Source organism: Paenibacillus sp. 10L310 (assembly GCF_056395745.1).
Genome location: NZ_JBFTKC010000004.1, coordinates 127,258 through 148,416, shown reverse-complemented (window position 1 = coordinate 148,416; position 21,159 = coordinate 127,258). Strand labels below are relative to the sequence as shown.

The following is a 21,159-nucleotide window of genomic DNA, read 5'->3' as shown; positions in this document are numbered from 1 at the left end:
GTTTTTTTACACCAATTTATAACTCTTCACCATTGGATTCAATGACTTTTTTGTACCAGTGGAAACTCTTCTTCGGTGTTCTGCTCAAGTCTCCGTTACCGTCATTGTCTTTATTGACATGAATGAAGCCATAACGCTTCTTCATCTCTCCAGTGGATGCACTAACCAGGTCGATACATCCCCACATAGTGTAGGCAATCAGATCTACGCCGTCAGCTACCGCTTCTTTCATCTGTTCAATGTGACCTTTCAAATAATCAATGCGATAGTCATCTTGAATGGAGCCATCTTCCTCGACCACATCGACAGCACCCAAGCCATTCTCAACCACCATCAGTGGAATCTGATAACGATCATACAGATGATTCAGCGTGTAACGCAGTCCTTTTGGATCGATCTGCCAGCCCCAGTCGGAAGCTTCGAGATATGGATTTTTGATACCGCCCAGCAGATTACCTTCTGCTCTCTCGAGGGACTCGTCCGCACTTTCAACCAAAGACATATAATAACTGAAGGAATAGAAGTCTACGCAGCCTTCACGCAAAGTCTGCTCGTCTCCCGGTTGCATCTCGATCTGGATACCTTCTTCGGCGAAGAAACGTTTGGCGAATCCAGGATACGCTCCACGAACCTGTACATCACCGCAGATCATATTAGAGATTTGGTCTTTCTTCTGTGCAAGCAACATGTCGTCCGGGTTACATGTGTTTGGATAGGTTGTCATGAATGCAACCATACAGCCAATTTTGAAATCAGGGTTGATCTCATGTCCCAGCTTCACTGCTTTGGCACTCGCAACGAATTGGTGATGTAATGCCTGGAAACGAGTCTGTGGATCATCCACTCCGTCGACCAGCGTCTCTTTGCCTTCAAACAGAATACCTGCAGCCATATATGCACCCATCGGCATCGTCAGACAGTTAATTTCGTTGAACGTCAGCCAGTATTTGACCTGATCCTTGTAACGGTTGAAGAGGGTTGTACAATAACGGATATAACAGTCGATGACTTCACGGGAAGCCCAGCCGTTATACTTCTGTGTCAGACCGAATGGCGTTTCATAATGGGAGATCGTTACGAGCGGCTCAATATTGTACTTTTTCAACTCGGCAAAAACATTGTCGTAGAACTGCAATCCCTCTTCGTTTGGCTCCAGATCATAACCGTTTGGATAGATCCGGGACCAGTTGATGGACATGCGGAACATTTTGAAGCCCATCTCTGCCATCATGGCAATATCTTCTTTGTAATGTCCGTAAAAATCAACCGCTTCATGGCTCGGATAATACGTGCCCTCTTCCAGTACAGGCGTAATCCGGCGTGGAATCGTGTGGGTTCCCCCTGTCATCATGTCAGACGTGCTTGGCCCCTTACCACCCTGGTTCCATCCACCCTCGAATTGATTGGCAGCCGTAGCGCCACCCCAGTAAAATCCTTCTTTCATTGTCATGACCAGTTCCTCCTTAATAATTAACTCATTTCGGTATAAAGTGCTTGATATTATGCGAGTAGCCGTTCCGGTCACGAATCGTTCTTCTGATCGCTGTTATCCTCGGATTTCTTTTATTCCCATTTCTAAATGGAAAAATCCCATGATAGCGTTTGCTTCCGAAGTAGCTTTCTTACAGAAAGCTTTTAGCGAACACTTCGTTTCTTCAGAATCGATATCGTCCCCTTCACTACTCCCCAATAAATGAAGAACAAATTATAAATCTGAGTCAAAATGTCTTGGTAAGACTTTTACACCAGTGTACCACCCATACCCTGACACCTGTTGTCATGGTATAATCAGAGCATGGAAAATAACCGACTATTTCGAATGTTGCTTTTGTTATTGGAGAAAAAGAAAGCCACTGCACCAGAACTCGCCCGTATGTTCGAGATTTCTGTACGCACGGTGTACCGTGATATCGATCGGTTGAGTGCTGCGGGCATTCCCGTCTATACAACGACCGGCAAGCATGGCGGTATCCATCTGATGGACAACTATGTCATGGACAAGTCCCTGTTGTCGGAAGAAGACCAGAATGAAATTTTGATGGGACTATATAGCATCAGTGCGATCCCACATCTTAACAGTGCCCATATGCTGCAACGGTTAACCGCCCTTTTTGATCACAAGCTGGATTGGATCGAATTCAATTTCTCACCATGGGGCAGCATCCCTCTGCAGGAGAGAGAACTGTTCAATCAGGTGAAGCAGGCTATATTAACGAATCAACTGATTACGTTTCATTATGTTAATTCGGATGGTGAGAAGAGCATTCCGACCGTGGAGCCACAGAAGCTTATTTTCAAAAACAGTACATGGTACTTCAAAGGATATATCCATGATGACCCTGATCGGAAAGAATTCGAGACATTTAAGATGAAACGGATCACCCAGTTGACTTTTCTGGCGAGAAAACACGATCACTCTGTTACTGCCGGATCAAACGATCCTGAATCAGAGGCAACTCCTGTCCTGATTCCTCTTACACTCTCGTTCTCCAGCAATATTGCATACCGAGTGTATGATTTTTTCGAACCCTCCCTCATTAAAAAAGAGCCTGATGGCAGGCTCCGTGTGTCTCTCGAACTGAATGTAGGGGAATGGCTCTACTCCTTCCTGCTGTCGTTTGGTTCCGAGCTGACCGTAATCGAGCCTGTTCATGTTGGACAGGAATTGCTCAGACGTCATATCAAAGCCGTTGAACATTTGCAGAACGTCATGAACAAACTTCCCAACAATGAATGATATAATATAGGCCTATACAACTTTTGATCACAGCTGACTCTCCGTCATCCATCTGCCCGAAGGAGGTTTATCCATGCAAGACATTAGACGCAACAATGTGGAACGTTTCAAAGGTTTTGGTACGTTATACGATCAGAACCGACCAGCTGCTCCCACTGAAGTGGTGGATATTCTAACGACATATCTTGGCAGCACACCGCGTATGGTCGCAGATATTGGCTGTGGCACCGGCTTATCCTCGTGGATCTGGCTTAATGAAGCTGAACGTATCATCGGCTTTGAACCCAGCGATGACATGAGGTCTGTAGCTGAATCCAAGTGGGAATCTGCCGGGAAGCCGGATAACCTGCGGTTTGTGTCCGGCTTGTCTCACGACCTCGGACTACCAGATGGCAGTGTGGATGTGCTGACCTGCTCCCAATCGTTTCACTGGATGGAGCCGCAACCCACACTACGCGAGTTTGCACGTGTACTTCGTACAGGGGGCATATTTGCAGCCTACGATTGCGACTGGCCGCCAATGTTAGACTGGCAGTTAGAACAAGCCTATCTGCAGCTGAATAAGGAAGCAGATCAACGAGCAGCCAGTCTGGCTCCCCAGGATAGTCAGGCACACAAATGGAGCAAGGATGGGCATTTGCAGCAGATTCAGCAGTCCGGGCTGTTCCGATATGTCCGGGAAATCGTATTTCATCACCACGAGACATTCACTGCCGATCGTTATGTCAATCTCGCCCTGAGCCAAGGCGGCCTGCAAACGGCGTTGAAACTCGGAGCGGATGATCTACTAACAGTTGCTGACGAGTTCAGAGCGCTGGCTAATCGTGTATTTGACGGAGAATCCAGAAAAGTACTCTTTTCTTATCGCATGCGCCTTGGTATTGTTTGAAAACCGTTCTTTGCTTGCATCTCTCATACATACCAAAATGAAAAAGAAGGTCCTACACGTCATAAACATGATCTGTGGGACCTCCTTTTGTCTACATCCTCAGGAAGAGAATAAGTCACTTAATTGTCGCTCCTGTACATTCAATGCCAACACCAATTTTGTTGGGTCTTGTCTTGAATAAATGACGTTAATGATATGACCTTGCTGCACCTGCGGCAGGGCAGATGACAAAATCTCTTTTTGCGTTGTCACATTGAAGGTTTCACCGTTCGTTTTCGTTATGCTGAGTTTGAGCTGAAGCTTGATCTTGTTATTGCCACCACTTCCAAGTGGAGTGACATCAAGGATCTTGGCCATTGCTTTTTCCCCTGTTCTTGCAATATCCATCATTTCAGGTGATACCCCTTGCTGTACCATCTTTTCATCCAGCAATTGCTGCATATCTTCCTGTGATAATTGCCCCTTCATATCAAGCCCTACCTTGCGCTCATCCTTTACGGAGACTACTAACGGAATGAAACTGCCCGGCTGAAACTGTGCCATGGAGGTCAGCGGAATGACGGCTTTCATCTCGGTATCGTATTTCTCGCGCCCCTTACGCGACACCGTCAGACCCAATCGAACCTCAGGCTGTTCATTAATATACGTTCCCGTCTGTTGTATAGTCTTAATGACCCCAACTGCTGGTAAACCTGTCTTCACTCGACCTACGCCAAAAATATTGCTCAAAATCGCAGGAACAAAGATCAGTGCAAACCCGGCAAAGATCGCCGGAGTGTACCACCATGCCTGCATAATCATAAACGGATCATTCCACAGCTGCTGTGCCAGAAATGGGGAGAACCCCACCCCGAATACAGTTAATACGCCAATGAATCTCAGGAAACCTATCATATGATCCACCCTTTCTTAATCCTTCTCTTAATATCTCTATCAATATATCTATTTAGCGTTGTTATAAGCATTATATAAATAGATTATGACTGTCTTATAACCAAATACCTTCTAGATGGACATAAGCCCCATGTAGATCAGTTCGGAGGGATTTGCTGGATTTTGACCTAATCCCACCCGATCGCCTACTCGTGGAATCTGCATTTTGGACACCAGTGTCTCTAATGTTCGCTGATACTGGTTGCCATTCGTTTCTGTCACATCCAACACAAGCACAACAATCGGATCAAAGTTGATCAGTTTGCCTGTATCGGTGATTGTCACCACCGTAGCCGTAGCTGTTAAAGGCAGAGAACCACTTGCCGCCAACTGTGCCTGCTTTGCCGAATCCAGACTTAGGTTGATGGCCTCCCGATGTTCCTTTGATACAAAACCTTTCATCATCATGCCAGTGAGTCCTTTATTCATCATTTTATCCGCTTTAGCAATCGCATCTTCTTGTTTGTTCTTTTTACCGAACCATCCCATATCCAGCACCTCATTTGTTTTATTTGTTTTTAGAAGTTGTTCAAAAAGTCCACTTTTGATTACGAATCATGCCTAGCGGCATCATCAGCATCGAATATGAAATTCAGCCGAAATGTCCGTTGCTCACGTAGGTCTCCTACGCTCCGCTACTCCATTTCTAGCTTCATTCCATCTTCTCGGTACTGAAAACCAGACTTTTTGAACACGTATTTATAGTTAAATTATAAACACCGCGGCTTGTCCTTGAATACCCTTCTGGTAGCATACAAAAAAAACGAAAAATCCGGCAACTGAATTACGGGATGATCGTTTCTTTGGTAAGGAATGATGCTAATTCCACAAAAAAAGATCTGCTAATCCAATCTTCATTTCACGATTGGCGGCCATATTTTGTGCCAAGAGCTTTGGCAATGCACAAAATCATGCCATAATCAGGCTATTGCAAGCCGATTCTCACTCTATTTTTTGCGTAACAGATAGACCAGCTTCCGATAATACATCGTTGCTTCTTTGTATTTCCGCTGATCCTCCGATACTACGGCCATCCCCTCATATAACGGTTCAAGCCGCATGACATGCTGCGCGGATTCAAAATAGGGCAGACACGTAAGCGCCCGCTCCATGAAAACTTCGCGATCTCCATGTGCAAGAGCCAGATGGCTCTGGTAGAAGGTTGCGCTCATCTGCTGGTCCTGTGTTGTTGCACATTTCAAAAGTTGATCTACACTCTGCGCGAGCACGCCCCAGTTCTTCCGTGCCAGAGCCACTTCGCATCGATACACACTGACGAGCGGCTGCATGGCCTGCTGTGTTTCTTCCGTTTCCTGCTGCAATAGCGATTCAAATCGTTCAATCTCCGTCTGTGCCTGATCCAGTTCACCTGTCATTGTTAACATGACAATGCGATTGTTGGCAATCGCCGTTACCAGATCTCCCTGGTTGCCCGCATACACGAGGTTTGCCTCCGCCATCGTTAATGCCGAGAGTGCCTCCTGAACCAGCCCCATTGCGAAGCAATACCCACTATATGCTACATATAACCCGGACAACCGATGGAACATCCGCTGATCATAGACATGACGCATTGTAAGCTCAAATACCTGTTTTGCCTCTTCGTACTGTTTGACCTGGATGTAGGCTTCCATCTTGATATTTTGCACAGACAACCAGAATTCACTGCCAGGAAGCGCCAGCTCACTGAGCCTAGTTGCATGAGTTAATACATCCACAAAAGCCATTTTGGAACGATAATATTGTATTTTATAGAATAAAAGTGCTTTGACTAACGGACGCGGCAAATCGATATCGTCTGGACGACCGTATTTCTCCAGGTAAAAATTGAGGTAGGACGTGTGTATATACTCATGAGCCGTTGCATCGTTTAATTGCTGATAATAGACCGCCTTCATCAAGGCCGTTGTCAGCTCAACGGTCAGCGTGTCATCCCGATCTGCCAGTGCATGCACCGTATCTTCGGATATCGCCGACGCTGGAACAGACATTTGTTCGAAAATAACCTCTGCCCGTTCAATTGTATCCTCGTCCTGAGCCGCAACTTTTAGAATATAGGTAGGGGATACCCCAAGACGCCCGGCGATGGCTTCTGCCAAGTCCTCAGGTAGCGGATAACGATCCGCCAGGATATTGGCAAAGTGGGCCTGCGTGACCAGACCTTCCACAAGGTCTTTACGGGAGATTTGTTTTCTTTTGCTTAGCAGTTCAATGCGTTCCTTCAGCATTGTATCCCTGTCCTTTCTATCCTAACAAGCGAGTACATTCTATTCACATCATCGCAAAATTAGAGATATAACGCCACCCTTCCGGCGAAATCAAACGAAACGGTTTCCGTTTCCGAGGTAATTGTTTTACAATAAGAAAGTATGTGTAAGAGCATTTTATCGAAATGCTGAAACATGAGCTGAATATGAAAGGATGCAAATAAATGATTATTAAACCAAGAACACGTGGTTTTATTTGTACCACTTCCCATCCTGTAGGTTGCGCTACGCAAGTGCAGGAACAGATTGATTATGTGAAATCCCAGCCTGAACTGAAAGGACCGCGTAATGTGCTTGTGATCGGTGCTTCCACTGGATACGGTCTGGCGTCACGCGTTGTTTCTGCCTTTGGAGCTGGAGCGAATACAGTCGGCATTTATCGTCCAAGCAGTTCCACAGAGAAACGTACGGCTTCTGCAGGCTGGTACAACTCCGCTGCATTCGAAAAAGCCGCTGAGGAAGCAGGCCTGAAATCGTACAGCGTTACAGGTGATGCATTCGCAAACGAAACACGAGACAAAGCCGTTGAACTGATTCGCAGTGAACTCGGTCAAGTCGATCTGGTTGTATACAGCGTAGCCTCGGCACGCCGTACCGATCCGAACACGGGTGAAGTATTTAACTCTGTGCTGAAGCCTATCGGACAATCCTACACAAACAAAACGGTAAACTTCCACACAGGCGAAATCAGCTCCGTTACCCTTGAACCGGCAAACGAAGAGGAAATTCGTCAGACGGTAACCGTAATGGGTGGAGATGATTGGGAACTGTGGATGGATGCCCTGCAACAAGGCGGCGTGCTTGCCGATGATGCAACAACCATCGCTTTCTCTTATATCGGTCCTGAACTTACGCATGCCATTTATCGTGATGGTTCCATCGGTCAAGCCAAGAATCATCTGGAAGCGACTGCACACAAGCTGAATGATCGCCTAAGTGCCAAAGGTGGACGTGCATACTTAACTGTAGCCAAGGCGCTGGTGACTCAATCCAGTTCTGCGATTCCAGTCGTGCCGCTGTACATCTCAGCATTGTACAAAGTCATGAAAGAAAAAGGCTTGCATGAAGGATGCATCGAGCAATTGCAACGTCTGTTCGCTGATCGCTTGTATGCGGGAGGAGAAGTTCCAACCGATGCCGAAGGCCGTATTCGCATTGACGATTGGGAGATGAGAGCTGACGTACAGGAAGAAGTGGCGAAGCTCTGGAATGAGTTGACCACAGAGAACATCTACGATCTGTCCGATCTGGAAGGTTACCGTCGCGAATTCTTCCAGCTGTTTGGTTTTGAAACCGATGGTGTGGATTATGAAGCAGATGTTGATCCCAACGTTGAAATGCCTCATCTGGTGAACTAAAGAAGTTTTGGCGTGGACGTGAACCTAGGTTTTTGTTTTCGTTAGCACTTCTAATGTAATGCTAGAGATATGATATTAAAATCAAATGAAGAAGGAGGGGTCCTCTGGCTCCTCCTTCTTTGTCCTTTTTAGATCCTTTACCCCCTCAACAATTCCAATTTCCGTGTCCATACACTCTTTCATGTATCCCCTAATCAAATCGATTTAAGTTGCTTTTTCAACTCTTTTGGTACCGTCTTCTCGATAGTAATGGAACGTGCTCCATGCATGGACGCAAAGAATTGAAGCCCCTCCCGAAAATCCGTAATCCATTCCTCCACAGGTGGAGCAGTCTCTTCCATCGATAACAAACGAACGGTAAGTACTCCAGTTTTGCGATCAAGTCGTGGGTCCATACGTCCAATCAACCGATCACCGTGAAGAATAGGCATGGCATAATAACCGTAGGTTCTTTTCACCTCTGGCGTATAAATCTCCCATTTATAATGAAAATCAAATAAATCAACAATACGTTCTCTTCTCCATAACAGGTTGTCCAGCGGCGGCAGGAAACGTACCGGGCCAGACGGATCATAGTGTGGCTCTTCCCTTTCCATATGCAGCAGCAAGTCCTCATCTTCAGCACGAATATAATAAGGCGTGGCCACGTCCTCCACCTTAAGCGGGATCATTCGCCCATCTGACACACGGGCAGCAATATCGGCGCGTCGTTCAGCCGCTGTAGATTTCAGCCAACCCAGACGGGGATCACGGGCATCTACGACACGATACGCATGAATGTATTTATCCAGCAGAGCCTGTCTCTGGGCCAACACATCGATGTCTTCTTTTATCGTAAGTCCCTGTTGTTGCAATCCGGATTCGGTAATATGAAAATAACGTTCATTCCCCTGCCGCGCCACCACACGAATCACAGCGGAGTCCAACAGTAGATTCAGAGCAAGTGTGGTATCCTTTGTCTTTGGCACATCCGCACTGTCCCAATAACCACTTACCCTTTCTACAGCACGAAAAGCTCGTGAAGGCAAAGGACCCTCTTCCTTCAAACGTTGTAACACATGCTGCACTGTTTTCTCCAGACCTTGCAAGGACGGAGCCAGACGCTCCCTTAATCGGGCACGAACAGGTTCAAAGAGAGCATAATCCTCGATTGGAATGACACAAGCAGCATTTGCAAAATATTCAAACACCTTGTGATCACTCAGCAGCGTATTTAAGCTGTCAGCAGTATAACCAGGGTCACGAGCCCCCAGCACCAAATGCTGGTTTCCAGTTACAGCAGCCACAGGATCGATCTGTACGCAACTAAGGGAACGAATCAAGCTCAAAACTTGGTCGGGTCCCGAAGGTAAGGAAACTGCGGGCCAACGTCCAAGTAAAGCTTGCGTTTGCAGCAAAAAACGCCGAACGATTTTTTTATTCAAGTGCAGCGCTGTTGTCATATGTATAGGTTCTTCCCTTCATTTAGTGTACAAAATTCTATCGTCTTACTTATCCAGCAATCGGCGCCTCATAGAAAAAATAAAAAGAAGCACCACCATCCTGGATGATCTGCTTCTTGTGTTTGACCTTTTGCAATTTTTCCTGCTTCGTAGGCATGAGTCGTACATGCTGGGATAACGCGCTATAATCCCCGTTAACTCTTCGGCTCTGTTCTGAGCACCATTGACCTGACCGCTCTGCTTTACGTAATGCTTTTTGTGTTTGTGTACGTGCCATAATGGATCACACACTCCTTTGGTTGATATACACTCAATATATCATGTGCAGCTACGCAAGTGAAGGTGCTTCCTACTGAAATGAGATGTACATCATTAAAAAGGCTTCCACCCAAGTACTTAGCGGGATTGCCGCTTTCGCCGGGACTGCCACGTCTCGATTGGTTCATGATCATCTTCTTCGATCAGTTCCAATGCTTCTTCCACTCTTCTGGCTTTGAATAACAGAATTAATTCCATCAGGTCTTCCCGGTCCAGCAGCTTCACTCCATTAACCGCTGCAAGCGTCCGACAGGCCTCGGTGTAACGGGCGGACGTTAATACAATCGACCGATCGGCTTCATAATAACGCATCGATGTATATATCTCCTGCACAGCACTCAACCCTACGGGATGGTTCGCACCATATCGCTTCGCTTGTATCACACTTCGTCTGCCGAGTCTATCAACAAACACCAGATCTGCCCCAAAATCCCGGCTGCTCGTTGTCTTATGAACCTCATCATATCCGAGTTGCTCGAATAAATGATAGAGATATAATTCAAACTCCGAACCATCCTCCATCTTGTCGATGTCCTTTATTGTGATCTTACGAGGATTGGCTTCACTTCGGATCCGCTGCCCGCGCCCGATAACTCGCCGAATAATCCAGGCCAGCAGCAACAATATGATGATACATCCAATGACCCATAGGGTCACATTTTCACTCCAGTTCATAGCTATTCTCCTTGTTTCATTTCCTATGTTCTATCCAACGTCTTACGCAGATATGGCTTGTCACCGCACTAAATATATCAGACTTCCACCTTCATCGAAAGAAGATGAATTCCTTGTAACCGTTACACTTCTCCAAACATGGTTATTTGGACAAGTCAATGATAAAAGGTTACAGTGCGTTCGGTTGAATTCAGGTTGACTTTAATGGTAAAATTCAACAATCGGTTCTATTTTGAACCGAAGAAGAAAGGTGGTTTATCACTTGCATACATTGACCAAACACAAGTCCAAAACATGGGCTGCCCTCATTCTCAGCGGCATGCTCCTCTTCACCATGAATACAACAGGTTACGCCGCTGCTTCAACCGAATCCATGCCCAAACCGGCGTGGACGTCATCTTCCCTGATGTTATCTGAGGCTAATACAGAGAAAGATGTCCTGATCAAGGGAATTCATGCCGTGCCATCCAAAAATCTTGTATATGTACATGCCTCCCAACCCGTTACCAAAACAAGTAGCAAAACAACACTCGACTGGCAACTGGACTCTCTCCAAGCATTCGATGTTACAACTGGACAATTGAAGTGGAATACGATATTCCATGAGAAAAGTGGTCCTTATACCACCTACTCCGATTCGGTATATGCCAGCAACGGTACAGCTTATGTGTATATGGAATATTCAGACAAAACCAAAAAATTGTACTCATTCAATACATCCGGTAAAACCAACTGGGTCAAAACGGTGAATTCACCTGCAAGCATATCCCTATTGGATAACGATACGCTGATGGTTGCTTCAAGTCAGGGCGTGCAATCGAATGGTTCGGTTCGCTCCGCCATCTCGTTATATGACAAAAAGGGCAAGCTGATTACCGAAAAGACCATCAACGGTAACGTGCTTAAAGCTGATCATGGTCGAATTGTAGTGGATGCCAGTAAACAAACGAAGGTAGGAAACTTCTGGCAGCAAGCAGCTAATCCCAAAGTAGAGATCTATGATCGTACGTTGAATCGTCTGTCCTTCTACCAATTCCCTGCCAATGCAAATACATTAGGAGATGGCGGCGGTGAATCGCTGGCCATTCTCGACGATGGTTCCATCATTATGCGCGCCAATTTTGAGAACACCGGTAACCGACTGATGGGCTTTGGCATCGATGGCAAGCTTGCTTGGGGACGTGCCATTGCTGGTGATGCCTACATTCAGACGGCTGGCAACGGTTATACAGTCTTTACAGGGCAGAAGCTGGAACTGTACACGATGAAAGGCAAAGTGACTGAGCGTACATTCAAGGACGCACAGCCTGCATTGATGCATATCGACCAGACACAGGATGGTCAATATCAGCTTGATTTTGCCAAAACAGGATACATTCTTGATCCGCAGACGCTGGAAGACGTGCACATTTACACGACCAGTGCCTCAGTTCCTTCATTAGAAGGTGTTTCAACCTATGTCGATGATGTCATCTATTCCATGAACGATGAAACATTGTCCAAGTATGTACTGAAGTCCAATTCTGCAAAATAAATACTCGATCTAATAATAAGCCGGGAGAGTTCCATAAGGAGCTCTCCCGGCTTATTGCATTGGCAGGATTGAATCATCCTATTTCCAATTCTCGTCTATAAATTCGTCCCGTCCGGATAACGCACGGTCTTCCTTATAATGTTTCTCGTTTTTCTTGTGGTAATCCTGATGATAGTCTTCAGCCGGATAGAATACAGCTGCATCCCGAATTTCCGTAACAATGGGTTGAGTGAATCGTCCGCTGGCTGCCAGTTCCTGTTTGGACTGTTCAGCAAGCTCACGTTGACGTTCATTATGCACAAAGATCGCCGTACGATACTGTGCCCCCCGATCCTGGAACTGACCTCCGTCATCCGTGGGATCAATCTGCGGCCAGTATAGCTCCAGCAGTCGTTCATAAGGGAATACATCTGGATCAAATGTAATTTCAACCACTTCGACATGACCGGTCTCCCCGGTTTTGACCTGCTCATATGTTGGATTCTCGACGTGACCGCCGGCATAACCCGATATAATGCCATGAATGCCCGGTTGTTCTTCAAACGGTGTAACCATACACCAGAAACATCCGCCGGCGAATGTAGCTTTTTCCATTCCGTTCATCCCCTCTTATCTAAACTACCTTTTACACTTACCACTCCGATGACAGAACAACCTTCTGATCGCTGTTATCCCCAGATTTTTTACATTTGGCTTTACAAGGAGAAAATCTGGTGATAAAGGCGAGTGTATGCTTTCGAAGCAGCTTTCTTACAGAAAGCTTTTAGCTCCGCTTCTTCAGGTTATTTCTGTCCTCTACGTTCTCGTGTAAATGTTTAGTCCAATTTATATAGATAGCTATTACGCATATCTTTATATATTTTAAAACAACAAGAGGTTGATTGAAAGCCATCGTTATGGCTCTCAATCAACCTCTTCATTAGTAATGCATTTAGCTGACAACTAATTCAAGAAATTATCTTGATTAAATTACCCGCGACTACGTCCCATCGAACGGAAGATCAAGCTTACGATGGCTACAAGAACGATCGCACCGATCAATGCAGGTACAATGTGGAATCCGCCCATCTCAGGACCCATATCGCCCAAGATTACTCCACCTAACCATCCACCGATAAAACCAGCAATGATGTTACCAATAACACCACCTGGAATGTCACGACCAACGATCAAACCTGCCAACCAACCAATGATACCACCGATAATTAATGACCATAACCAACCCATATCATTCACCTCTAATTAAAGTTTTTGTTGTTGTCTGTCTACTATTAACCGCTACAGAAGCATTTAAACAATTGGCATAAAAATTTTTGCATATTACCTTTTGTCCCCATGCATCTTCCTCTGCAAAACAAGCCTTAGTCAGGTATGGAACAGATCGCGTTACTTTCCGGCATCTCACCAGCTCAGGGCTGCGTTATGTACCTCCCGAAAGTCATTGTATGTTTGAGCAGACAAGGTTAGTATCACCAATTGAGATAGGATTATTTATAAAATTGCGTCATATTATAGGATGGATGGGTTAGGTCTGATTAATAAAAGCCTGCACGGCCCTTACCTGGCTGCGCCAGCCAAGTATGTTTATGGCTCTTGTCCAGCTCGCCACGCATCGACTGAATGACTTTCACAATGTCTGTCTGTCCATTCTGATGCCATTCCAGCGCAGCGCTCACATATAACTCACCTAGCTGTGCAAGAGAAAACGTGTCGGTCAGACGAGCTGCTTCTACTGTGCCTTCTTCACCCGCAAATACGGTGAAGCCTCGTTGGCGCAAGTATTGCAAGCGCAGCGCTTCATCTGGCAACGGAATTTCGTAAGCCCGGTCAAACCGTCCAGCACGGTTCATGAGGCCAGGATCTATTTTCTCCGGATAATTCGTTGTCCCGATCAGGAAAATGCCTTCTTTTGACGTAGCTCCATCCAGTGTATTCAGGAAAAAGGAACGGACTTCATCCGGCATCGAATCGATGTCCTCAATGATCAGTACCATCGGTGCCAACCGCTTGGCAGCCTCGAACACTTCACGCACTGATTCACTGTTGGTATACTCCGTAATCTGCCAATACGCAGCCGGGCCCGGGATACTTCCCGCAATGGATTTCACCAATGTGGTCTTGCCGTTTCCCGGATGCCCATACAGCAGAATGCCCCGTTTGTACGGGATATCATAATCTCTGTAAAAGGAACGATCCGCTTCGAAAAACTGATCCAGCGAGCGGAAAATATCCTGCTTGATCTGCGCAGAGAGAACAACATCCTCTCTTCCCACGGAGCGAGTGATGGATTCGACATGACGATCGCTACCATTACGGGCATCAGTGTAGACCGTTACTTTTTTCATATTTTGCTGACGTTCCCGTTCCCGGACACTTCCCAGAAATTGCTTCATCTCCTCATCACCGATGGCAAAGACAAAGTCTTCACTGTAGATCCCGTTCTCTCGGAAAAATGGAACCCGCACAAGTGCTACGCCCCATTTCGGATAAGCAAATACGTTGTTACGAATGGAGTAATGCACACCATAAGTGGGCACATCTCCATCATCGTCGTAATGCAACGTCTGAAGTTCCAGATCCTCGAATATACGGGCTACCAATTCCACTTCGTCACTGCCATTTTGCAGATCTTCCCGGAGTAACTCCCAGTATTCATTGTTCGGATCAGAACTGGCATAAAGCTTGTACTCAACCCCATAGCGCTGATGGAGCGCCTCACTGATTCCACGAATCAGCCTTGAATAGATGGCGTACCCTTCCACTCGAATTCGGGTATCATGTTGTTCGTCATAGGTATAGATCGCCTGGGTTGGATCTGTTTGTTTTTCGTTTATTGTCATTATTTCGCTCCCTTTACCGCTACAAGCGGCTTGCATTTGGCTACAACTTGAGCCAGGCCTGCGCCGGTAACACTGTCTATAATTTCATCTACATTTTTATAAGCCTGAGGTGATTCATCAATAATGGATTCAAGTGAGCGTTGATTTACCACGATCTCATCTTCTGTACCCACACCCAGTGCCGTAGCAAAATCCTCCACGCTAATCAATCGTTTTGTTGCCGTCCGTGAACGGATTCGACCCGCACCGTGACATATTGAATAATAATTATCAGCACCCTGCGGCTGACCTACCATGATATATGAAGCAGTTCCCATGGAACCCGGAATAAGTGCCGGATGTCCAGTTGCCAGATAAGGCTTTGGATTGTCCGGGTGACCTGCTGGCAACGCACGTGTCGCCCCTTTGCGATGCACAAAAACGGAACCTTGGTCTGCGTGAGATTCCTCCCAGGCATAGTTGTGCATCAGATCGTATAACGTACGAAATTCACATTTGGAGCCGAACACATCCCGGAATGCTTCGCGAATAGCATACGCAATCAGATGACGATTGACAACAGCGTAATTCAATGCAGAATACATCATGTTCACATAATGACGACCTTCCGCATGCTCAAGTGGAGCAAATACCAGTCTGGGATCGGATGTACCCAGGTTAAGCCGCTGCATGACTTTGGCAATCGCTGACGAACTCGTCTGGCTTACATACCCACCCCATGCACGAGAGCCGGAATGAATCATGACCACGACCTGTCCATCATACAATCCCCAAGCTTCGGCGATTTCACGATTCTCTTCAGCGATCTCAATCGCCTGGATCTCGGCAAAATGATTCCCCCCACCCAGTGTTCCGAGCTGACGATGCGAACGATGCCATGTCATATCAGGAACGTGGTTTAACACATCCTCATCGTAACTGAACTTGCTTCTTTCCACATGTGTCATCGCGGTTGATTTTTTCGGTGTATAGCTGTCTGGAATATACTTTTTGGGTAAACCATGCAGTCCTTTACGAACAATATGCTCCAGTCTGATATCCGAGTAATGACCTCGCTGGTTCGCCTCCATCGGCAATACTTTCTCAATGGCCTTGACGAGTTTGCGGCGGAGCTTGATGTCTTTCAATTCGTCCTTGTGCAAGTTTGTCATATGCACTCGCATGCCACAGCCGATGTCACTGCCCACGATGGAGGGAGAAACGTATCCGCTCTGCGCATCCCACACGGCTGTCGTTCCGATGCACGTACCTACACCGACGTGTACGTCTGGCGTGTAACTCATATAAGAAATTCCCGGAATCTGCAGATTATTGTTTGCCATCTCAAACACCTTGTAATCGAGCGAGGAGAAGAGTTGTTGCGCCGCATATACGGTTAGATCACCTGCAGGCAATTTTACTTCATGCCGGTAGGCACCTGTTAATTCGTTTGGATTGGTAAATAAATTAAATTCTGTATTCATAAAAGTGTATTATTCCTTCCTGTACGTTCAGCAAATTCGGTTTGCTGATTCATCTGTAAAATAAAACTAAAAAAAGCCATAGGCTAGTCGCCCATGACTTCTACTGAATGACAATAACGGAGAACAGAACAGCATAAACGTGCTGTGTGTCTGTCATCCATCGCTATAATATAAGCGAAGAACGCATATCGATTATAAAACCTGCTAAACGATATGCCTATCCCCTATGTCGACCGTATGAGGCCAATGAAACGATGAGCCGGATATGCTATTGTGTCTACGTTGCGCCCTGTTTGAATCAAATCATAACCAAGCATCATGTCTCTCGGCCTCCCTTCGCTAATGTTAGTCTTATATTAAGGGGACTAGAATTCATGTGTCAACCCTTTTCTTGGAAATTGCTCCATGGTGTAGATTGCATATGTAAACAAAAACAGGAGATTGTCCTAGGACAATCTCCTGTTTTCCAAATAATAATGATGTTGTTAGCGTAACATGATTATTACAGTCCTGCTTGTTTTTCCAACTCTTCAACCGGATTTTCGTCTTCTTTTTCAGGAACTTTGGAAGACAGGAACCAACCACATACCGCAATGGTGATCAGTACAATATAGAATCCGAATTTCCAAATTTTATTTTCCGGGAAATGCTCATCCAGAACACCCAATGAAGGGTGAGCGAGTGTAATAACCGCCAGCTTAACCCCTACCCAACCTACGATGACAAAGGCTGCAACTTCAAGTCCTGGACGGGAATGAAGCAATTTCACAAAGTATGAGGCTGCAAAACGCATGATCACAAGCCCGATGAATCCACCGAGGAAGATAACGATAAACTGTCCACCGTCGAGTCCGCCAATTGGAGGCAATCCACTTGGTGGCAACGCCACGGCCAAAGCAACAGCAGCCAGAATGGAATCAACTGCAAATGCGATATCCGCTACTTCGACCTTGAAAACGGTCATCCAGAAACCGGATTGTTTTTTCGGTTTCTTAGGGGTTGAATCAGCTGCTTCATCTGTCTTATTGCGACTACCCAGTATCTTTTTAACGATGTGGTTAATCGAAATATACAGGAGATACAGGGCACCGATCGCTTGTACTTGCCATACATCGACGAGGAAAGAGATCAGGAACAATGAACCTAAACGGAAAACAAATGCACCCATCAGACCATAGAACAACGCTTTTTTGCGCTTATCTTCAGGCAAGTGTTTAACCATGATTGCGAGTACCAATGCATTATCTGCTGCGAGTAATCCTTCAAGGACCACTAAGACAGCAAGCACCCACCCATATTCTAATAATAATGAAACATCCAAAATTGACTCCTCCTTAATATTCTTATGATGTACAAAAAAAAGGACCTTTACCATCACTGGTAAGGTCCTTTTATATCCACAAAAAGAGACCTTTACCGAGCATGAAAACTTGGTAAAGGTCTCGCTAACAACAAAATTGCTGCCAATAAAGCCGGGGATATGATCCCGAATTGACGACTTTACTGTAAAAGCTACTCCCCTTTAACAGGAATATGTAGTTTTAGTTGGAACGGGTTGTTTAACCTGTACTCATCATATTTCATAACGTTAAATAAAGTCAAGCTTTATTTAGTTGACGATACAGCTTACGGAATACGACAACATCGTAGATCATATTCCCCAGTGGAATGAAAGAAACAAAGAACAGAGCAATTGGACGGCGCAGACGCCATTTCTGTGAGGTGTACATAGTCACCATAAATAACAAATACATTAAAAACAAAAAACCGTACAGATTCCCAAACCATGTGACAGCCTGTGGCATAACCCCGGCATCTCTCAACGGAAAAGCAACAAACAGTAACAACACGTACGAAATGCCCTGCAACCACAACATCAGCCGGAAGCGTCCCAGCGTAGAATGTAACATTATTTTCCTCCTGCTTTTATACATGTAACGAATTCAATTCTTCCCGTACAGTATATCACAAAAGCTGAATATCTCGCTTAATGCCATGTAGCAGATTATTCCTGCACGCTAATATGGTTGGCTCACCTACCATTTCGCAGGAGCCAAATGCTTCAACTTCTCATAAGATATATGACGAAGATTGTTACAGATGTCGGACAAGGAGGAGCCTGATCATGAAAATAGCTATGGTTGCACCCGAGAAATTGCCTTTGCCCGGTAATGGTTCCGTGGAAATCTGTATCCTGGGCATCGCTCGTGAACTAGCCCATCGCCATCAGGTAACCATTATAAGTCGTCAAATGCAAGGTCTCGCCGCCACAGAACAGATCGATGGGATCACCATTCAACGTGTCCCTGCGTCGAGTCCTGTCATGTACACCAAAGCAGTCATACGTTTGTTATCCCAACAACCCTATGATGTAATTCAAGTGGATAACAGGCCACGAAGTATGGCTACCATCAAACGAGCTTTTCCACGCACTCCCGTTGTACTCTATCTTCACTCGTTAACATTTGCTCAGCCCGGACCTTCCAAACTCACATTAATGAAAAAAGCTGATTGGATTGCCGTCAACAGTCATTCCCTGCGACAAAGGTTAGGCCGCAGATTTCCGTTGGTAAAACACCGAATGAGTGTTGTTCCATTGGGTGCAGATCTAAGCCGCTTCAGACCTGTTGAATCCAGCGAAGAACAGATTCATCTGCGTACACAATTTGGAGTAACTAAACCATTCTCTATTCTGTATGTCGGCAGGCTGATCCCTGGAAAAGGTATAGACGTATTAATTCGCGCGACTGCCCTCCTTCAGCAACAGATGCCTGTTCAACTGGTTGTTGCAGGCAAAGGACCTCCGTATTACATGCGTAAACTTCGCGAACTTGCCCAAAAACAAAAGGTCCATGTTTCCTTCCGTGGTCAGATAAACCATGAGCATATCGATCAGTTGTATCGGGCAGTGGATTGTCTGGTCTGTCCGTCTCAAGAACATGAAGCTTTTGGCCTGGTTAATGTTGAGGCGATGGCTTCAGGATTACCCGTTATTGCTTCGGATAACGGAGGTATTCGCGAGATTATTGAATCAGGTATCAATGGATACCTTGTCACCGCTTATAAGCGTCCCCAACGTTTCGCCTCTTACCTGTACAAACTTGCAAGCAATCACACTTTTGCCGAGAAGTTAGGAAAGGCTGGCCGAGACAGCGCAAGGGCATATTTCAGTTGGGCAAGAACAGCCATGCATCTGGAAGCGACCTATACCAGGCTCATCCGTAAATGAGCCTTCTTTTGTTAGGATGATCAAGCTTTTTCACGAAATTGCCATCCCTTAATCAAAGAATCCATCTGTGGAACAGGAATGTGACTCATCTCGATTAACTCCATAATCACCATATCTCTCATCATGAATCGTACTTTGGCACACGTGAGTTGATGAAATACATCGTAGAATGCCGTCCCGGCCCAACATCCATGAGGTACGACCAGCGGATCATTAACGATATAACCTACGGCTCCAATCGGGGGAATAACAACCTTAATTGCTTGATGATCCAAACGATTATCTGGATCTTTGACGAGATACATGGTATCCCCCACATGTAAAGCCTGTACTCCATGGTAGTGATCCATTCCATACATAGCTGCGAATAATTTGGTGCTCATATTACCTGCTCCTTTTCCTGTATTTCTCCATGATTAAAATTTTTACAATGATACATCGGTTTCATAATGTTCCAACCACTCGACAAGTTGCCTGCGTATCTCTCTACGAAACTCACGAGGTTCAAGTACCTCTGCCTCGGGCCCAAATTGATACAACCATTTCAAAAATTCTCTGCTGCTATTCAGTGTCACTTCAAATAACAATCCCCCATCCGACATATTCGTCATTCGCGGGCGAACAAACATTTCTTCTTCTTTTATGTAGGGGGCCACTTTCTCAGAGAATCTTACCTTGAAATGGATATTTTCGTCGCCACGGTCAATAGACCATGTGTTCTTCATGTACTGCGTTATGTTGAAATCACCCTTGTCGAAACCGGCATTTGTTCGTGTCACATCCAAAAAACGGCTGATCCGAAACAATCGAACTTTTTGCAGCAAATGGCAGTATCCAATCAAATAAAAACGTTGATCACGTGGAATGAGATAATAGGGATCGATATCCCGGACTGTGATCTCATTTCTTGTCAGCGTATGATATTGAGTACGAATGGTTTGCTGGCTTAAAATAGCTTCGATGATGGGAATCAGCAAATTAGGGTCTTTTCCTTCCTCACGATAAGCTGGCGTGCCCATCCGAATAATTCCCGCAATATTCTCTACAATGTCACTGTTTCTTGATTTTAATTTGGTATGAGCCGACATAACCTTGTCAAACGCTGAATCAAACTCAGCAGGTAACTTGGAGGTATCAACTACGGACGGGAGCAAGGAGAAAACCATTGCTTCCTGTTCAGTAAAATCTAATGGATACATCGCAAACTCACCAATAAATCGGTAACCTTTGCCGTATCCTTCATTCATAATCGGGGCGACCCTATCCAAAATCCGGAGATCACGATAAATCGTGCGTACAGTCGTACCGCATTTCAGCGCCAATTCCTTGGCCGAAATTCCAGGATTTGCTTGTATAGCCTGAAGTATACGCAGCAGACGAATTAATTTCTCTGTCATGTAGTTTCTCCCCTTCGATATTTTATCGGCAAGGAAAACTAGTTCCTTTAGTACAGAACTAAATCTTTAGTCCCAAT

The 21,159-nt window shown here is 45.6% G+C and carries 20 protein-coding genes; 5 read left to right on the top strand and 15 right to left on the bottom strand.

The features are described 5' to 3' along the window. Window positions 1–16: 16 nt before the first annotated feature. Window positions 17–1,450: a glycoside hydrolase family 1 protein gene (locus AC1DE7_RS12835; RefSeq protein WP_477534500.1), complete on the bottom strand. Its 1,434-nt coding sequence runs from the start codon at window positions 1,448–1,450 to the stop codon at window positions 17–19. Between the two features lie 369 nt (window positions 1,451–1,819). Between AC1DE7_RS12835 and AC1DE7_RS12830 the strand changes: the two genes are divergently transcribed. After that, window positions 1,820–2,737, top strand: coding sequence for a helix-turn-helix transcriptional regulator (locus AC1DE7_RS12830; protein ID WP_127550144.1), 918 nt, complete (start codon window positions 1,820–1,822; stop codon window positions 2,735–2,737). 73 nt (window positions 2,738–2,810) lie between these two features. After that, window positions 2,811–3,626, top strand: a complete 816-nt coding sequence (locus tag AC1DE7_RS12825) for a class I SAM-dependent methyltransferase (protein ID WP_340387259.1) — start codon at window positions 2,811–2,813, stop codon at window positions 3,624–3,626. Window positions 3,627–3,725: 99 nt separating this feature from the next. On the opposite strand, the gene AC1DE7_RS12820 is transcribed toward AC1DE7_RS12825, so the two are convergent. The 3 genes from AC1DE7_RS12820 to AC1DE7_RS12810 form a co-directional block, all read right to left on the bottom strand. Continuing rightward, entirely contained in the window at window positions 3,726–4,520 is a 795-nt protein-coding gene (locus AC1DE7_RS12820) for a hypothetical protein (RefSeq protein WP_477534591.1), read from the bottom strand. 111 nt (window positions 4,521–4,631) lie between these two features. Beyond that, window positions 4,632–5,048, bottom strand: coding sequence for a hypothetical protein (locus AC1DE7_RS12815; protein ID WP_477534499.1), 417 nt, complete (start codon window positions 5,046–5,048; stop codon window positions 4,632–4,634). A gap of 458 nt (window positions 5,049–5,506) precedes the next feature. After that, entirely contained in the window at window positions 5,507–6,787 is a 1,281-nt protein-coding gene (locus AC1DE7_RS12810; RefSeq protein WP_477534498.1) for an XRE family transcriptional regulator, read from the bottom strand. Between the two features lie 203 nt (window positions 6,788–6,990). Between AC1DE7_RS12810 and fabV the strand changes: the two genes are divergently transcribed. Then, window positions 6,991–8,184 carry an enoyl-ACP reductase FabV gene (fabV, locus tag AC1DE7_RS12805; RefSeq protein WP_477534497.1) on the top strand — a complete coding sequence of 398 codons (1,194 nt, stop codon included), beginning with the start codon at window positions 6,991–6,993 and terminating at the stop codon, window positions 8,182–8,184. A 194-nt stretch (window positions 8,185–8,378) separates the two neighbouring features. On the opposite strand, the gene AC1DE7_RS12800 is transcribed toward fabV, so the two are convergent. The 3 genes from AC1DE7_RS12800 to AC1DE7_RS12790 all read right to left on the bottom strand — a co-directional run bounded on the left by AC1DE7_RS12800 (window position 8,379) and on the right by AC1DE7_RS12790 (window position 10,619). Beyond that, window positions 8,379–9,608, bottom strand: a complete 1,230-nt coding sequence (locus tag AC1DE7_RS12800) for a DNA glycosylase AlkZ-like family protein (RefSeq protein WP_477534496.1) — start codon at window positions 9,606–9,608, stop codon at window positions 8,379–8,381. A 67-nt stretch (window positions 9,609–9,675) separates the two neighbouring features. Beyond that, on the bottom strand, window positions 9,676–9,903 hold the full coding sequence (locus AC1DE7_RS12795) for a hypothetical protein (protein ID WP_127551381.1): 228 nt from the start codon (window positions 9,901–9,903) through the stop codon (window positions 9,676–9,678). A 119-nt stretch (window positions 9,904–10,022) separates the two neighbouring features. Continuing rightward, window positions 10,023–10,619 carry a restriction endonuclease gene (locus AC1DE7_RS12790; protein ID WP_211082563.1) on the bottom strand — a complete coding sequence of 199 codons (597 nt, stop codon included), beginning with the start codon at window positions 10,617–10,619 and terminating at the stop codon, window positions 10,023–10,025. A 262-nt stretch (window positions 10,620–10,881) separates the two neighbouring features. Between AC1DE7_RS12790 and AC1DE7_RS12785 the strand changes: the two genes are divergently transcribed. Next, window positions 10,882–12,153, top strand: coding sequence for a hypothetical protein (locus AC1DE7_RS12785; RefSeq protein WP_477534495.1), 1,272 nt, complete (start codon window positions 10,882–10,884; stop codon window positions 12,151–12,153). A gap of 78 nt (window positions 12,154–12,231) precedes the next feature. Here AC1DE7_RS12785 and msrA read toward each other — a convergent pair whose 3' ends face one another. The 6 genes from msrA to AC1DE7_RS12755 form a co-directional block, all read right to left on the bottom strand. Next, entirely contained in the window at window positions 12,232–12,747 is a 516-nt protein-coding gene (gene msrA / locus AC1DE7_RS12780) for a peptide-methionine (S)-S-oxide reductase MsrA (RefSeq protein WP_477534494.1), read from the bottom strand. Between the two features lie 375 nt (window positions 12,748–13,122). Further along, a complete protein-coding gene (locus tag AC1DE7_RS12775) occupies window positions 13,123–13,380 on the bottom strand; it encodes a GlsB/YeaQ/YmgE family stress response membrane protein (protein WP_062835823.1) in 258 nt (85 codons plus the stop codon). A 308-nt stretch (window positions 13,381–13,688) separates the two neighbouring features. Then, window positions 13,689–14,993 (bottom strand): AAA family ATPase, encoded by a 1,305-nt coding sequence (locus tag AC1DE7_RS12770; protein ID WP_036617070.1) that lies wholly within the window; start codon window positions 14,991–14,993, stop codon window positions 13,689–13,691. Beyond that, the gene (locus AC1DE7_RS12765) at window positions 14,993–16,456 is read right to left on the bottom strand and encodes an RtcB family protein (protein ID WP_477534493.1); all 1,464 of its coding nucleotides are present in this window, start codon (window positions 16,454–16,456) and stop codon (window positions 14,993–14,995) included. Before AC1DE7_RS12765 ends, AC1DE7_RS12770 begins: the two co-directional genes overlap by 1 nt. Before the next feature lie 502 nt (window positions 16,457–16,958). Beyond that, window positions 16,959–17,777 carry a TerC family protein gene (locus AC1DE7_RS12760; protein WP_036617064.1) on the bottom strand — a complete coding sequence of 273 codons (819 nt, stop codon included), beginning with the start codon at window positions 17,775–17,777 and terminating at the stop codon, window positions 16,959–16,961. A 277-nt stretch (window positions 17,778–18,054) separates the two neighbouring features. Next, window positions 18,055–18,366 carry a DUF3817 domain-containing protein gene (locus AC1DE7_RS12755; protein WP_036617062.1) on the bottom strand — a complete coding sequence of 104 codons (312 nt, stop codon included), beginning with the start codon at window positions 18,364–18,366 and terminating at the stop codon, window positions 18,055–18,057. Between the two features lie 215 nt (window positions 18,367–18,581). On the opposite strand from AC1DE7_RS12755, the gene AC1DE7_RS12750 reads away from it, so the two are divergent. Beyond that, a complete protein-coding gene (locus tag AC1DE7_RS12750; protein ID WP_477534492.1) occupies window positions 18,582–19,685 on the top strand; it encodes a glycosyltransferase family 4 protein in 1,104 nt (367 codons plus the stop codon). A 20-nt stretch (window positions 19,686–19,705) separates the two neighbouring features. Here AC1DE7_RS12750 and AC1DE7_RS12745 read toward each other — a convergent pair whose 3' ends face one another. Both AC1DE7_RS12745 and AC1DE7_RS12740 read right to left on the bottom strand, forming a co-directional pair. Next, window positions 19,706–20,068: an HIRAN domain-containing protein gene (locus AC1DE7_RS12745; RefSeq protein WP_477534491.1), complete on the bottom strand. Its 363-nt coding sequence runs from the start codon at window positions 20,066–20,068 to the stop codon at window positions 19,706–19,708. Between the two features lie 42 nt (window positions 20,069–20,110). Beyond that, window positions 20,111–21,082, bottom strand: a complete 972-nt coding sequence (locus tag AC1DE7_RS12740) for a helix-turn-helix transcriptional regulator (RefSeq protein WP_036617058.1) — start codon at window positions 21,080–21,082, stop codon at window positions 20,111–20,113. Window positions 21,083–21,159: the final 77 nt, after the last annotated feature.

Coding starts and splice junctions, on each gene's coding strand:
- AC1DE7_RS12775 (WP_062835823.1), bottom strand. CDS start 13,380: ATGGGTTGGTTATGGTCATTAATTATCGGTGGTATCATTGGTTGGTTG.
- msrA (WP_477534494.1), bottom strand. CDS start 12,747: ATGGAAAAAGCTACATTCGCCGGCGGATGTTTCTGGTGTATGGTTACA.
- AC1DE7_RS12770 (WP_036617070.1), bottom strand. CDS start 14,993: ATGACAATAAACGAAAAACAAACAGATCCAACCCAGGCGATCTATACC.
- AC1DE7_RS12745 (WP_477534491.1), bottom strand. CDS start 20,068: ATGAGCACCAAATTATTCGCAGCTATGTATGGAATGGATCACTACCAT.
- AC1DE7_RS12795 (WP_127551381.1), bottom strand. CDS start 9,903: ATGGCACGTACACAAACACAAAAAGCATTACGTAAAGCAGAGCGGTCA.
- AC1DE7_RS12830 (WP_127550144.1), top strand. CDS start 1,820: ATGTTGCTTTTGTTATTGGAGAAAAAGAAAGCCACTGCACCAGAACTC.
- fabV (WP_477534497.1), top strand. CDS start 6,991: ATGATTATTAAACCAAGAACACGTGGTTTTATTTGTACCACTTCCCAT.
- AC1DE7_RS12820 (WP_477534591.1), bottom strand. CDS start 4,520: ATGATAGGTTTCCTGAGATTCATTGGCGTATTAACTGTATTCGGGGTG.
- AC1DE7_RS12765 (WP_477534493.1), bottom strand. CDS start 16,456: ATGAATACAGAATTTAATTTATTTACCAATCCAAACGAATTAACAGGT.
- AC1DE7_RS12810 (WP_477534498.1), bottom strand. CDS start 6,787: ATGCTGAAGGAACGCATTGAACTGCTAAGCAAAAGAAAACAAATCTCC.
- AC1DE7_RS12750 (WP_477534492.1), top strand. CDS start 18,582: ATGAAAATAGCTATGGTTGCACCCGAGAAATTGCCTTTGCCCGGTAAT.
- AC1DE7_RS12825 (WP_340387259.1), top strand. CDS start 2,811: ATGCAAGACATTAGACGCAACAATGTGGAACGTTTCAAAGGTTTTGGT.
- AC1DE7_RS12790 (WP_211082563.1), bottom strand. CDS start 10,619: ATGAACTGGAGTGAAAATGTGACCCTATGGGTCATTGGATGTATCATC.
- AC1DE7_RS12755 (WP_036617062.1), bottom strand. CDS start 18,366: ATGTTACATTCTACGCTGGGACGCTTCCGGCTGATGTTGTGGTTGCAG.
- AC1DE7_RS12835 (WP_477534500.1), bottom strand. CDS start 1,450: ATGACAATGAAAGAAGGATTTTACTGGGGTGGCGCTACGGCTGCCAAT.
- AC1DE7_RS12740 (WP_036617058.1), bottom strand. CDS start 21,082: ATGACAGAGAAATTAATTCGTCTGCTGCGTATACTTCAGGCTATACAA.
- AC1DE7_RS12815 (WP_477534499.1), bottom strand. CDS start 5,048: ATGGGATGGTTCGGTAAAAAGAACAAACAAGAAGATGCGATTGCTAAA.